Genomic DNA, 14,663 nt, shown 5'->3' on the forward strand with positions numbered 1-14,663 from the left:
CATGAAAGTTTCTAATAGAAAAATTTGCATAGCGCCAATGCTCGATTGGACAGATAGGCATTATAGATACATGATGCGTTTTATCACAAAAAAAACCATGCTCTACACTGAAATGATAACTTTAAATGCTATTTTACATGGCGACAAAAGTTTTCTGCTAAAATATAATGAAATAGAACACCCAGTAACCCTCCAACTTGGAGGAAGTGTGCCCAAAGACTTTATTAAGTGCGGCAAATTAGCTCAAGATTTAGGTTATGATGAAATAAATATAAATGTTGGCTGCCCTAGCGAGAGAGTTAAAAAAGGTAACTTTGGGCTATCATTAATGGCTGAACCAGAGCTAGTAGCAGACTGTGTTAAAGCTATGAAAGATAAATTAGGTATCCCAATATCTGTTAAATGCCGTACTGGATATGATCATAATGATAGCTACCAAGAATTACATAATTTTGTAGCTAAGCAAGCAGATGCTGGAGTTGACTATATATGTATCCATGCCCGTAAAGGCTGGTTAAGTGGATTATCACCAAAAGAAAACCGAACTATTCCTGAACTTAATTACGATACTGTATATCGTATAAAAAAAGATTTTCCAAATCTTGAAATAGGTATTAATGGTGGGATACAAACTACTGTAGAAATTAAAGAACATCTAGAGAATGTTGATAGTGTTATGATTGGTCGCGAAGCCTATCACAACCCAATGATTTTCACAGATTTTGATAAGCTCTTTCATAACCATAATGACGATTATAATCAAATAACCCCTTTAGACGTTGCCTATCATATGGCCAGCTATATAGAAGAACAAATGAAAAAAGACCCACTTATTAAACTTAATAACATCACTAAACATACTCTAAACTTATTCAATGGTTTACCAAATGCTAAAGTGTTTAGACGTTATCTAAGTGAAAATGCTACAAAAAAAGACTCCAATGTTGATACTTTTTTAAAAGCTTTAGAAATTTTTGAGAAACAATAATAGTTTTTTCTAACTTAGACTGACACCAAATTGTGAAGCTAATTGCTTAACGTCCTCAGGTTTTAAATCATTGAGAGACTTACCATTAATAGTTGTCTTCTTAAGCAGATCTTTTGTTTTTTTATCTAAACCAGCCTGTTTAGCCAAGTTTTCAGCTGTTTTCTTAGCCGCCTCTGTGCTTAACAAACTAGTTAATGATGACGTGTCTGCAGTGAAACTAACTTTGTCCAAATCACCAGAAATAGTAGCATCTAAAGTCAAATCTGAAATTTTTTGCTTTGTTTTTTGAAAACTCACAGCAACGTCAGTGAAATTTAGCTTTAAAGGTATGTCAAAACTAATATTTCTAGCATCCTTAAACTGCCATTTACCACTACCTGCGATATCTAAGCTATCTGCGTCAATTCCAACTCCTTGAATACTCAAACCCTTAGCAAGCTCACCAGTTAAGTTTTTCAGATCAAAACTTACTGTATTATCAACTCCTACTTGATTTGATATAACTACTCTCGCGGCCATCTTATCATTACTTGATGATTTTACATTAATTTCTGTTGGTTTAGCTAATAGAATTGGATTTGTTGAAAGGTTCGAAATCTTGACATCATAAACCATACCCTCATTTTCATAACCTTTAATATTAATGTTTTGAATAGTAAAGTCTGGAGCCTTATCGTGTAGATGCTTAGCTTGAATGTTAGCATAACCATATACTTTAGCCTGCTGGCTGATTTCAGCAGCTGTTGTTTTAGAGCTGTCACCCTGTGATTGTGTAGGAGACCTAAAGTACGCAAGAAACTCTACAACCTGTTTGATTCCTTTTGCAACATCTTTTGTCACCTTTGCTTTTTTTGTAATTTCTTGAATATCAATTTGTTGCATACTAGTGCTAACTTTTTTTATGCTTTTTGCAACCTCTTGAGAGCTTTTTTCAGTAGCAGAGGCATTTATATTCTGAGATTTAATATATAACGAACCTTTTTTATCTCTAGTTTTATCAAGACTAACATCTGTAACCTCGACATTCTTAAGAGAGATCTGCTTTGTTAGTAATTTAGATATATCTAAACTTGCGTTTATAGACCCTGCATAAAACCTATCTTTATTTAGATTAGCTGGGTCAGCAGCTCCCAAACCATTAACCTGAAGATTTGCACTAGCAATATTTAAACTTATAGAATCATAATCAACTGTAGCCCCATTTGCTTTAGTTAATTGCTGTTTTATTATGTTTGAAACTAAAGCTGTCTCTAAAACTTGTGGAGCAAAAGCTATACCAGCAATAAACAGTATTACCAACACAGCTCCCCAAACTCTTATAGGTTGTCTAAATTTTCTAGCTTGGATTTTTTGCCAATCAACTTTAGCGATGTTTTTGCCAAAAATTATTTTAGAGGCTATTTTAACACTTAATTTGCTAGTAACTTTTTGGTACATTTGGCTTTGAGATTGCATACTTACCATTTTAGCAACCATTTTTTTATAAGCTTTAGCAATAAGCAATCCAAATGCAATACCTAATATTAAAGAGACAAAAAAAGCGCCTGTTACCAAATAATAATCAAAACCCAAATATGCCAAAACAGGTGTATTAACTACAGTTTTAAATAGTGGTTGAGTAAAACCATCCAATAGCCATCTACCTATAGTAAAGCTTATACCCTCTAAGAGATATGACAATAATTTTGCAAAAAATGCAATAATAACAAACAGCCCTATATTTACACGCAATATCAATACTAAAACTATTATTAGTAAAAATAAAAATGGTGCACAACTAAAGCCTGGTATAAATCCAAATACAAAACCAAATATAGATACTAACAGAAGTTGTGCTGGCGTTGATGGACTGAATATAACTTTTACAAACATATCATATAGTTTATTCATGCAACTCTCCTTAATTTACGAATAGTTTTCTAATAATTTTCTACTTATAACATCAAACACACTATACTGAATATGATAGGAAAATTCCACCAATTTAAGCTAATATTTTGAAATCTAGAACTAGTTTATGGGGCTGTTGCAAGCTGGAATTAGATGGGTGGTAACAAGGCAAAAATATTCGAAAAAGCGCAGTTTACACGTAGTAAATGAGCATTTGGAGAATATTTTTAACACAGTTAGAAACATATAATTTTAGTTTGCAGCAGTCACTTTATAAAGAATTTACAAACAGTTTATCTTTTCTTTTACATGCAGCAAACACAGGACCAAACAACGACTATAAAAACTAATAAACATAATATAATCTATAAACATTTCTAACGTATTTTTATTAGAAAAATGTACTTAAATACGTTATCATTTACAAGGTATTGACTTAAATTTCGTAAATAGATCAAATAAGGAAAAATCAATGAACTTACATGAATATCAAGCTAAAGAGCTTTTAGAAAGTTATGGTCTAAAGGTTCAAAAAGGTATTGTAGCGACTAATCCAAATGAAGCAGCTCAAGCTTTTGATCAAATCGGTGGTAAATTTGCTGTAATAAAGGCTCAAGTACATGCTGGTGGTCGTGGTAAAGCTGGTGGTGTTAAAGTTGTCAAGTCATCTCAAGAAGCTCGTGAAGTTGCTGAAAAACTTATCGGAACAAATTTAGTTACATTCCAAACAGATGCTGATGGTCAGCCAGTAAACTCTGTAGGTGTGTTTGAGGACGTTTATCCTGTATCTCGTGAACTATACTTAGGCGCTGTAGTTGATAGATCTAGTCGTAAAGTTACATTTATGGCGTCTTCTGAAGGTGGTGTAGATATCGAAGAAGTAGCACATAACTCCCCTGAAAAAATCCTTAAAGTAGAAGTTGATCCTTTGGTTGGTCTACAACCTTTCCAAGCTCGTGAAGTTGCTTTTAAACTTGGTCTAGAAGGTAAGCAAATCAATGATTTTACAAAAACTATGTTAGGTGCATATAAAGCTTTTATCGAATGTGATTTTGCTTTATTTGAAATAAATCCTCTTGCTGTTAGAGAAAATGGCGATATAGTTTGTGTTGATGGCAAAATCAACCTAGATTCAAATGCTCTGTATAGACACCCTAAGCTACTAGCTCTTAGAGATAAATCTCAAGAAAATGCTAAAGAATTAAAAGCTTCTGAGCATGAGTTAAATTACGTTGCTCTAGAAGGTAATATCGGTTGTATGGTAAATGGTGCTGGACTTGCGATGGCTACTATGGATATCATTCAATTGTACGGTGGTAAACCTGCCAACTTCCTAGATGTTGGTGGTGGAGCTACTAAAGAGAGAGTAATTGAGGCTTTCAAACTAATTTTAGATGACGAAAATGTAAAAGCTGTCTTAATTAACATATTTGGTGGTATTGTTCGTTGCGATATGATTGCAGAAGCTATTATCGAAGCTGTTAAAGAAGTAAACGTGACGGTACCTGTAGTAGTACGTCTAGAAGGTAATAATGCTGAACTTGGTTCTAAGATTTTATCTGAATCTGGATTAAAGCTTATTCCTGCTGATGGTTTAGCTGATGCTGCTGATAAGGTTGTAAAATCACTAGGTTAATTAATTAAAACAGTTAAAAGGATATTAAACAATGAGCGTATTAGTTAATAAAAATACAAAAGTTTTAGTACAAGGATTTACTGGTAAAAACGGTACTTTCCACTCAGAACAAGCTATTGCATATGGTACAAATATCGTTGGTGGTGTAACTCCTGGAAAAGGAGGTCAAACTCACTTAGGTAAACCAGTATTTAACACTATGAAAGAAGCTGTAGAAGCTACTGGTGCTGACGCATCTGTAATTTATGTACCAGCTCCGTTTGTAAAAGATTCTGCTATAGAGGCCATCGATTCTGGTGTTAAATTAGTGGTAATTATTACAGAAGGTGTACCAACTCTAGATATGTTAGTAGTTAAAGAGTATTTAGAAGGTAAAGATGTTAGAGTTATTGGTCCAAACTGTCCTGGTATAATTACTCCAGGTGAATGTAAAATTGGTATCATGCCTGGACATATTCATATGCCTGGTAAAGTTGGTATCATCTCTCGTTCTGGCACTCTAACTTACGAAGCAGTAGCTCAAACTACTAAACTTGGTTTTGGGCAATCTACTTGTATCGGTATTGGTGGTGACCCGATACCTGGTATGAACCAAATAGAAGCTCTAAAGCTGTTAGAAAATGACCCTCAAACAGAAGCTATCGTTTTAATCGGTGAAATTGGTGGTACAGCTGAAGAAGAAGCTGCAGAATACATCAAACATAATGTAACTAAACCTGTTATTGGTTATATCGCAGGTGTAACTGCACCTCCAGGAAAACGTATGGGCCATGCTGGTGCTATTATCTCTGGTGGTAAAGGTACAGCAGAAGAGAAATTTGCTGCATTTGAAGCCGCTGGTATCGCTTACACAAGGTCTCCTGCTGAGATTGGTAAAAAACTTAAAGAAGTTACTGGCTGGTAAATATAAGTATAGACTTCAACAAGCCTAACTACCTGATCTTTTTATAACTCACAAAATATTGATTCTAAGATTTAATAAAAACAATATTATTTACAGAATCATTACTTACCGCTACTTAATAAGAAATTGTGGATATAAATCTTAAACCACTAATCAGCTATACAGCCAATCCCTGTACTATTATAAGCATTATTCATTGCCGCGTAAGTAACACCACTACTCCAGCTGCTATCACTATACATTACAGTCCCGCTACTTCCAGTTACTCCAGAAATACGAACTACACGATCTGGTGCAAGATCAACCATTTCCTGAGTAACATGGTAACCTGTTTCACAAGTAAACCTTAGTTTACCACCTTCTGCAGCCACCGTTGCAACGTTCTTTTTATCACCACTGTAACCCACAAACTCTACTGCTATTTCCTCTGCTGTTTTTGTGGTCCCATTTGGAACTTCATATAAAACAGATATAGCGTTACCTGTTATTACATCCTCTGTAGATGTTGCTATCACCTTACCATCTAAAGATACTTCCAAGGTTACTGTGTAAGTTGTATTTGCTACTGGAAAAAAATAATTTATCTCTTGGCCTGTACCGATTTCTGTACCATTTACTTTCCAAGTAAAGGTTGCATTATCTGGTATTCCAGTATCTGTTATGTCAGCCGTAAAACGGTAATTTAATCCAGAGATTACTTCAGAAACTATCTTAGGAGCTCCATACTCAACTGTAAAAGTCTTTGTAAGACTTATCTCTTGAGTAGTACCATCAGGATTAACTATGCTCCCAGAAACACTTATTTCTTTTGATCCCACAGAATCAAATACATATCCTGTAGGGTTTGCTGTATCTGAACACACATCATTTTCACATGCTGTTAACCCTGCATCTAACATTTGCTGAGCTGAAGCATAATCTCCACCTGATATATTCCATGTGACATCAAACTGTGTACCTTCAGCAGCTCCTACAGGCTCTGATTTTAATACTTGGTCAACGTGTTTACCTAGCACATTTGTATATCTAAGTAAATCAACATCATCCACTACCACGCTACATACTACACTACTACAGTCGGTAACTATCTGATACTCTTTTACTTTTTCTGATGAGCCGCAACTACTTAATAATGAAGTCGATGCTAGTAGAGCTACCATACTTATTAATTTTTTATTCATAATACCACCTATTTAATAATAATATAAAATAAAATATTTGTATTTTTTATTAGTATTTTAACTAAATTATTTTATATAATTTTTTCTTAATTTCAATATACTTTAGATAAAAATTTTAAAGTTAGAATGCAATATAGCGATTTATTTAACTATTAATAAAATATAAATTATTAGTCTTAATAAACTTAATCCCAGCAACTTATAACTACCGTAAGCTCATATTGATATGAAATTTGAAAAGAAACCCTTGTAAAAGCGGCTACGGAATGCTTGGGTTGTGTAATTTAAGTGTTATGCGACAAGGATGATAACCATATCTATTCACTGCTATTAACGGTAGTACGTTTTTCACACTCATACAACATAACTATATTTTTATGATCAGCTTTAATAGTTACCTCAAGTGGGACCTGATAATAAAGTTCTCTACATTATTAGTGACTTAACTTACAAATGCCGGTTAAAATATGGTATCTTCGTTTTTGAGTAAGTTGGGTATAATAATCGCATAAGATTTATGTTAGTAAAATTAAATGATGAAGGATTTTAGTATAACTATGATTACTTTAGAAATATGTATTGATAACTACCAGTCAATTATACATGCTCAAAGGGCTAAAGCCAATAGGCTAGAGCTTTGCTCTGCTCTTGGAGTTGAAGGACTTACGCCCTCACCTAGCTTAGTAAAATTTGCTAAAGATAATTTCACAGGCTCATTGCAAGCCATGATTCGTCATCGAGCTGGTGATTTTTATTATGATGAAACTGATCAACAGATTATGCTTGATGATTTGCAAATGATGCTTGAACTAGATGTAAATGGGATTGTGATTGGAGCCTTAACAAAAGAAAATAAAGTCGATAAAGAGTTCTTAGAGCCATTTATTAAACTTACAAAACAAGCCAATAAAGAGCTAACTTTTCATAGAGCTATAGATTTAACAGCTGAAATACACACTAGTACAAAAGAAATCGTTGATCTTGGTTTTGATAGAATTCTCACATCAGGAGCAGCTACAAATGTAATAGAAGGATTAAAAACCATAAAATCCCTACAACAAGAGTTTGGCTGCCAAATACAAATAATGCCTGGAGGTGGTATTAACTCAAATAATATAAAAGAAATTTTAGATACCACAAAAGTAACAAATATCCATTGCTCTGCTTCTAAAAAGATATTAAGAACTGATGACTTTAGTGTTTTTCCTCAGTCAGCTTTAGAGATTAAAATTAGTCAAAAAAATGAGATCAAACAAATCAAATCTATGCTATAGCTTTTATATTTTAATTTAATACAATTAAAATATAATTATATATACAACTTATTTAAAATTTTTTTGTTTAAACAAATATTGGTTGAAATTTTTGACTACTGTCGTATAATAATTTAATTATATATTTTTTATTTATTAAAATATATTTAACTATATTTAGTTAATTTATTTATAAAAATAACCTCCTACAGCATAAGGATTAAACAAAATGAATGAATATAAAACACTAAGCTATAGCGAACTCTTGGCTCATAAAGATGAAGAATGTTGTATTTGTCAAGATCTCATATACCATAACAAAAGTAAAAAAGATGCTAGAGCATGTGAAACTACATGTTGTAAACGTTTATTACATATAGTATGCATAGAAAGCTGGTTATTTGCTAATTCTACTTGCCCATATTGCAGAGCAGTTTGCACCTCACCATTAACTGAAATGAGGTATGATTATAAAGCCAGACTCCCAGAAGCTCCTTTCCAGAACTTAAGTGACTGTCAAGCTTGGTTTAAAGAAATAATTAATGCGATTATACCAACCTACTTTCAAACCGCATTTTGGGGTAAGTATACTGAGCTTAAAGTAGGTGTGGATGAACCACTGAGTGTGAAAAATATTAAAAAAGCAATTCAAATCGCTACAGATGAATACCTAGAGTGGCGTAAGAACAGAGGGGTTATAAATTTCTTTAGGCACAATGGTAATAAAGGGATAGTAAGAGCAAATACATTTAACAATGAAATTCAAAACTGGAAATATGACAAGTACAGCTCTTCAGATCCTAACAATTTATTTAATCTAATTTGTAAAAAAATAGAAAGATTTCCTCGTAAAGCTCATTCGTATACTTCATTTATATTAAATACTCTTTGCAACATAGAACCAATAGCCGATCACATCACACTTCATTGCCATACATATAAAGACTATAACGATTATGGGTGGTTTCAAGGATATGGTATTTGTGACTTTACTTCCGAAACACAAATTGCTCGTGATGCACGTAATGAATTACTTAGCGGAAAATTACTGGATATATTTAATCAACTACCTACCAGCAAAAAATGTAAAGAAATTAAAAAACAATATCATAACCTACTATATGCCAAAATATTTGGAAACGTAGATTGCATTAAAAAGTTTTGGAGAATATGCTTTGGTAAAGATCTTTCCAGCGGCTCATCACAGTATTTACACTTGGAAAATATATTTACCAATAACCGCAGCTTAAACATATCTGGCAAAATACTAAACCCAAGCTCTACTCAATTGTCACTAAGTGACAATACCGATTTTATTATTATTGTTGCAAATAACTTCGACGATTACTCCAGTTTGTATGGAGCAATAAATAATTGTGGTAATCTTCCTATAGTATGTGTTATACCTTTATAACGTTATTGACCAAAATACGTCTTCCACATTCTTAGCAATACTGCTATGTCTTTATGATCTGCGTTACTAGCCACATCGAGAGGGCTAATGTTATCTTTAGTGACAACATCTAGATTAGCACCATTTTCTAGCAGAAATGCAACTATGTCTTTACGGCCATTTTCGCAAGCAATGTGTAAAGGGACACACCCATCGGTTGTAGAAATGTTTGGGTCAGTAAGCCTATGTTTTAGTAATAACTTAACTATATTTATGTGACCATTTTGGCAAGCAATATATAAAGGAGTGCCTCTTTTCGCCCCTTTAGCTATATTTGGGTTAATGTCCTTATGATCTAACAATAACTTAACTATATCCATATGTCCATTTTGGCAAGCAATCCAAAATAAATCTCCATAACCTAGACGTTTTTGCTTTATAATTTTGCTAACCAGATCTTCTCTATAAGTTTCAAAACCAAAATTTCTTTTTAAATTTTTACTAATTATTACAAATATTTTCTTCATTACGTTAATATAGTTATTTCTTTCATCTAATTTCGTTATCTCACTTTTTATATAATTTTCGTGTTTAGATAACGAATTTTCGACACTTCTTATTAAAGTTAATTCTTTACCGATATATGAAAGTATATCCTCCAAATTTTTAGAACAATTAATCATTTTTAGGGTATCATTAAATACCTTGTTATTATCATATTTATTAAAATTACAACTGTTTATTCTTATATATTCTTCTAACAAACTAATAATTTCCGCTTTTACCCATATAAAATTCAATACTTTAGCACTATTTTTATAAACTTCAAATTTAGAAAGATGGTATTTTGGATGTATGTAAATTGATAAGTTTAAAGCTAATGAATTCGAAACGTCTTTATTAGATTTAAAAGATTTAAACACTTTATCTGATAGTAGTACATAACCATAAGAGTTAGCTGTAAACTTACTAGCTTCAACCTGGTTATTATGCATATTATTAGCATCATATAATAGTAAGTAACTGTTTTCAAAACTTATTGCTATAGTATGGTTAATACTTCCTAGAAGAATGTAAAAACGGTAGTTAGATGCTATACACTTGACGATTAAAGATTTTAAAATCTCTGCATACTCTGACATACTGCCATAGAATGGCTCATTATGTACTTCTAGTAGTGGAGAGTCTACAGAACCCAAGGCGCTTCCATAAGTACTACGATACGACAATCCCTGATTTACTATCCATGGAGATATTTTAAGTATATTTTGAGATTTTATGTTGTACTCAAAGCCTTCAAAGAAAGTATTATAAGGCCGATGGTAAGCTAATAACCCATCTAAGAAAGCTCTTATAGATATTACCAAATCATGATCATAAAGGGCGCGTCTATAAAGGACAGTATATTCAGCTAAATCTTTTTTTATATAAGAAGTTGCTTTTTGCTGTAAAGCAATATGCCCTTTTATTATATCACTAAGCTTCTGGTGGGCATTAGAATAGTCTTTGGTAAGCAATTCCAGTCTAGCATAAAAAGTTTTAGTATCTCCTATTAAGCAAGCCTGACCCCACATGGCGGCAAAACCAAAGCATAACCCTCCTGGTAAGTCTAAATGATTATAATAATCTCCCCAATTACAGTTATCTGATATATCTTTTACATTTTCTTTTAATTTTTTATAATAATGCATAATAATTCTTATAGTTTTATTATTATTTTAAATAAAAAATAATTAAAATCAACACTAATGTGATGCGCTTTATGATTATGCCTCGAACTAGTGATTTTATAGCAAATACATTTTTATAAATTTAGTACCATATAACTTTATGCTATAATTTTTTAAATAAAGAATTTTATTATATTTATAGAAAACATGGCAAATCATCATAAACTAATAATTTTAGGATCTGGTCCAGCAGGCTATACTGCAGCAATATATGCAGCTCGTGCAAACTTAAACCCTATAATAATCACAGGCATGCAGCCAGGTGGTCAGCTAACAACCACTACAGATGTGGATAACTGGCCAGGTGAGCCTGATGGTATCATGGGTCCTGATCTAATGGAAAAACTACAAAAGCAAGCAGAAAGGTTCGATACTCAAATAACTTATGACACAATAAATTCAGTAGATTTACAAAATAAGCCGTTTAAATTAGTTGGTGAACTAGGAGAATATACTTGTGATGCTTTGATTATCGCTACTGGAGCTACAGCTAAATACCTTGGTTTAGAGTCAGAAGAAAAATTCATGGGTAAAGGTGTATCAGCTTGTGCTACTTGTGATGGTTTTTTCTATAAGAACAAAGATGTTGCTGTTGTCGGTGGCGGTAATACAGCTGTTGAAGAAGCTCTTTTTTTATCAAACATCGCTAAATCTGTAACTTTAATCCACCGTAGAGATTCATTACGATCTGAAAAAATTCTTATAGATAAGCTAATGGAAAAAGCCCAAAATGGTAATGTAAATATTATTTGGAATACAACTTTAGAAGAAGTTCTTGGTGATGATATGGGGGTTAACGCTCTGCGTATCAAAAATATCAAAACCAATGAAGAATCTAAAATTGATGTAACCGGTGTATTTATTGCTATTGGTCATACGCCAAATACTGGCATCTTTGAGGGTCAACTTGAAATGGAAAGTGGCTATATTAAAGTCAAATCAGGTTTAGCTGGTGATGCTACTCAAACAAACATCAAAGGTGTATTTGCAGCTGGTGATGTAGCTGACCATATTTATAAGCAAGCTGTAACTTCAGCTGGCACAGGATGCATGGCTGCTTTAGATGCTGAAAAATATCTAGATAGTTTAATAAAGGTATAAATCTTAAGGTAGTGAAAAATTTTTAGTTAAACCTGAAAATCGTATTTTCTGATGACCATCATATTCAATCACTATATAAACATTTTTAAAATTTATGTTATGTCATTAAGGTTGCATAAACTAAAACTTACAACGCAGCAATAAAATTAAGCAAGGAATCCCGCATGTCAATAAATAATAGCGATATGGTTGTCCATATTATTCATGGCGCTCATGTACACACTAAGAACTTAGTTAATTTATCTCCTGACGATTACATCCAATCACAAATCGATACAATAAAGAGTTATGCCAATACTCTGGTGCAGCATAAAATAGGACAAAGGCATTTAGTCATCTGTCCTGAATATTTTTTAACCTATAAAGACAAGGAGCATCCTGGCTCCACAAAGGAGGAGTACAAGAAATACCTTACAGGACTTTCAAACATTCCGGCATATGTAATTTTAGTGCCTGGTACATGTATGCGTAAAAAACCTGTTAACAGTATTTACGATGATCTTCTAGACCTTCACACTAGTTTGGTGCAAAAAAATGATACTGAGGATAACACTATTTCAAAGCAAATAAAGAATACCGTCGAACAGGAGCTTGATTATCACAAGCCACGTTTAGCAAATAAATATCCACAACTAAACTCTCTTGCCAACTACCGTTATCAAGTGTACAAAAAAGCTTTTGAGAAGACTAATTTCCAAAATATTTATGCTGTTAGTAAAGTAAGTAGTTTAAATGCTACAAATTTCATCAGAAATGAGTATAGCAAATTTGACGTTAATAATATTAAGCAAATGAATTTCGTATTTAATACTTTGAATGTTATCTATAATAAAAAGAATGTATATAAGTATAATAAGCGAAGTTTCTGGAACGAAAAAAAATCGCAAACTGATTCAATCTATATGCCTTTAAATTTAAACTATGGCCATACATTAACGCTTGATAATCAGATAAATTTTTCTTTTGAAATATGTTTTGATCACAGATTAAAAATTCGATACAATGATATAAAAAATAATCAGGCAAAACCTTCAGATTATCATATCGTCCTATCTGACTCTGTCAATAGTGATTTTAATACTTACCTAGCACCGTATCTTATACATAGTAGCACAGATATACTTAATTCAGGACTTTTTGTTTGGGATAATAGCTCTTACGTTAAACACTATCCTTGCTCACATACTTCAATTTTAAATAGTAAAACTAATACTAAATATCAAGTACACATTCATTACTCTTACTCTTATACAGACAAGCAAAATCTAAATGATAATGTTAATTTGTTGTTTTCAGCCCTAAATGACAATGATGTCGATGCCGTAACCAATTGCATTAAGCAGATCTTATCTGTAAATCTTAGTCATGGGGAAAAAGAAAAGGTTTTAGCGGCAAAAGATAGTGATGGCACACCTGGGTTATTCATAGCTTTGCAAGATGGCTTCGCTGCAGCAGTTAAAGCGTATATTGAGGGCATTAGAAATACACCTATGATTAATAAAGATATACTTTTAGCAGCAAAAGATAGTGATGGCACACCTGGGTTATACATGGCTTTGCAAGATGGTCATGCTGAAACAGTTAAAGCATACATTGAAGGTATTAAAAATATACCTACGATCAATAAAAATGTACTTTTAGCGGCGAAAGATAGTGATAATGTACCAGGGTTATACATGGCTTTACAAAATAATCATGCTGAAACAGTTAAAGCATACATTGAAGGTATTAAAAATATATCTCTGATTAATAAAGATATTCTTTTGGCTGCAAAAGATATCGATGGTAAACCTGGATTATTCATGCCTATGCAAGAAGGTTATGCTGAAACAGTTAAAGCATATGTTGAAGGTATTAAAGATATACCCATGATCAATAAAGACATACTTTTAGCCGTAAAAGATATTGATGGCACACCTGGATTATTAATGGCTTTGCAAGAAGGTCATACTGAAACTGTTAAAGCATATATTGAGGGTATTAAAGATATACCTATGATCAATAAAGAAATACTTTTGGCTGCAAAAGATAGTAATGGTACACCAGGACTAAAACTAGCTTTACAATGCAATCATGCTGAAACTATTAAAGCGTATATTGAGAGTATTAAAGATATACCCGGGATCAACAAAGAAATGCTTTTGATAGCAAGAGATAGTAATGGTAAACCAGGATTAAGCGCGGCTTTGCAAGAAGGCCATGATGAAGCAACTAAAGCATATATTGAGAGTATTGAAAATATACCTGGAATCAATAAAGACATTCTTTTGATTGCAAAACACAAAAAAATGGTGCGATTGAATTAAAAAAATGATTCTTACGCGCAAAAGGCTCAACCTGTACTAGTTTTGCTTTTAGCTGTAAAATTTTTAGATATTTGATGTCTTTTCTCTATGAGATTATGACAAACTAATAATTTAGTAAGATCAATAAGATATAAATCTGTAGTTTAAGTGTGTTGAAAAGTTATCTCCAGGCCACATTTTCTAACAGTGTAAACTATATAGCTCTTAACCTATCAAAAAATCAAAAACGTTTAGAGGATGTATTAATGAAAATTAACAATAACAACCCTTACTTGTGAAGA

10 protein-coding genes are annotated in these 14,663 nt (G+C 32.6%); 7 read left to right on the forward strand and 3 right to left on the reverse strand.

What is annotated here, in order from left to right:
- The first annotated feature begins 1 nt into the window (after position 1).
- On the forward strand, positions 2 to 988 hold the full coding sequence (gene dusA / locus FRA_RS05280; RefSeq protein ID WP_035719626.1) for a tRNA dihydrouridine(20/20a) synthase DusA: 987 nt from the start codon (positions 2 to 4) through the stop codon (positions 986 to 988).
- A 9-nt stretch (positions 989 to 997) separates the two neighbouring features.
- On the opposite strand, the gene FRA_RS05285 is transcribed toward dusA, so the two are convergent.
- Positions 998 to 2,878: a TIGR03546 family protein gene (locus FRA_RS05285; protein WP_035719628.1), complete on the reverse strand. Its 1,881-nt coding sequence runs from the start codon at positions 2,876 to 2,878 to the stop codon at positions 998 to 1,000.
- Positions 2,879 to 3,350: 472 nt separating this feature from the next.
- Between FRA_RS05285 and sucC the strand changes: the two genes are divergently transcribed.
- Complete coding sequence (gene sucC, locus FRA_RS05290) at positions 3,351 to 4,514, forward strand: ADP-forming succinate--CoA ligase subunit beta (protein WP_035719629.1); 1,164 nt, start codon at positions 3,351 to 3,353, stop codon at positions 4,512 to 4,514.
- A gap of 31 nt (positions 4,515 to 4,545) precedes the next feature.
- Positions 4,546 to 5,418: a succinate--CoA ligase subunit alpha gene (gene sucD / locus FRA_RS05295; RefSeq protein ID WP_035719631.1), complete on the forward strand. Its 873-nt coding sequence runs from the start codon at positions 4,546 to 4,548 to the stop codon at positions 5,416 to 5,418.
- 149 nt (positions 5,419 to 5,567) lie between these two features.
- On the opposite strand, the gene FRA_RS05300 is transcribed toward sucD, so the two are convergent.
- A complete protein-coding gene (locus FRA_RS05300) occupies positions 5,568 to 6,599 on the reverse strand; it encodes a DUF3281 family protein (RefSeq protein WP_035719633.1) in 1,032 nt (343 codons plus the stop codon).
- 557 nt (positions 6,600 to 7,156) lie between these two features.
- Here FRA_RS05300 and FRA_RS05305 point away from each other — a divergent pair.
- Both FRA_RS05305 and FRA_RS05310 read left to right on the forward strand, forming a co-directional pair.
- A complete protein-coding gene (locus tag FRA_RS05305; RefSeq protein ID WP_035719711.1) occupies positions 7,157 to 7,873 on the forward strand; it encodes a copper homeostasis protein CutC in 717 nt (238 codons plus the stop codon).
- A gap of 208 nt (positions 7,874 to 8,081) precedes the next feature.
- Positions 8,082 to 9,266 carry an RING finger protein gene (locus FRA_RS05310; protein WP_035719634.1) on the forward strand — a complete coding sequence of 395 codons (1,185 nt, stop codon included), beginning with the start codon at positions 8,082 to 8,084 and terminating at the stop codon, positions 9,264 to 9,266.
- A 2-nt stretch (positions 9,267 to 9,268) separates the two neighbouring features.
- Here the strand turns inward: FRA_RS05310 and FRA_RS05315 are convergent, their stop codons facing one another.
- Positions 9,269 to 10,936, reverse strand: coding sequence for an ankyrin repeat domain-containing protein (locus FRA_RS05315; RefSeq protein ID WP_051686758.1), 1,668 nt, complete (start codon positions 10,934 to 10,936; stop codon positions 9,269 to 9,271).
- 186 nt (positions 10,937 to 11,122) lie between these two features.
- Between FRA_RS05315 and trxB the strand changes: the two genes are divergently transcribed.
- Together trxB and FRA_RS05325 are read left to right on the forward strand one after the other, a co-directional pair.
- Positions 11,123 to 12,076, forward strand: a complete 954-nt coding sequence (gene trxB, locus FRA_RS05320) for a thioredoxin-disulfide reductase (RefSeq protein WP_035719635.1) — start codon at positions 11,123 to 11,125, stop codon at positions 12,074 to 12,076.
- A 164-nt stretch (positions 12,077 to 12,240) separates the two neighbouring features.
- The gene (locus tag FRA_RS05325) at positions 12,241 to 14,382 is read left to right on the forward strand and encodes an ankyrin repeat domain-containing protein (protein WP_051686759.1); all 2,142 of its coding nucleotides are present in this window, start codon (positions 12,241 to 12,243) and stop codon (positions 14,380 to 14,382) included.
- The last annotated feature ends 281 nt before the right edge of the window (positions 14,383 to 14,663 follow it).

Source organism: Allofrancisella heilbronnii (assembly GCF_000710735.2).
Lineage (GTDB): Bacteria > Pseudomonadota > Gammaproteobacteria > Francisellales > Francisellaceae > Francisella > Francisella frigidaquae.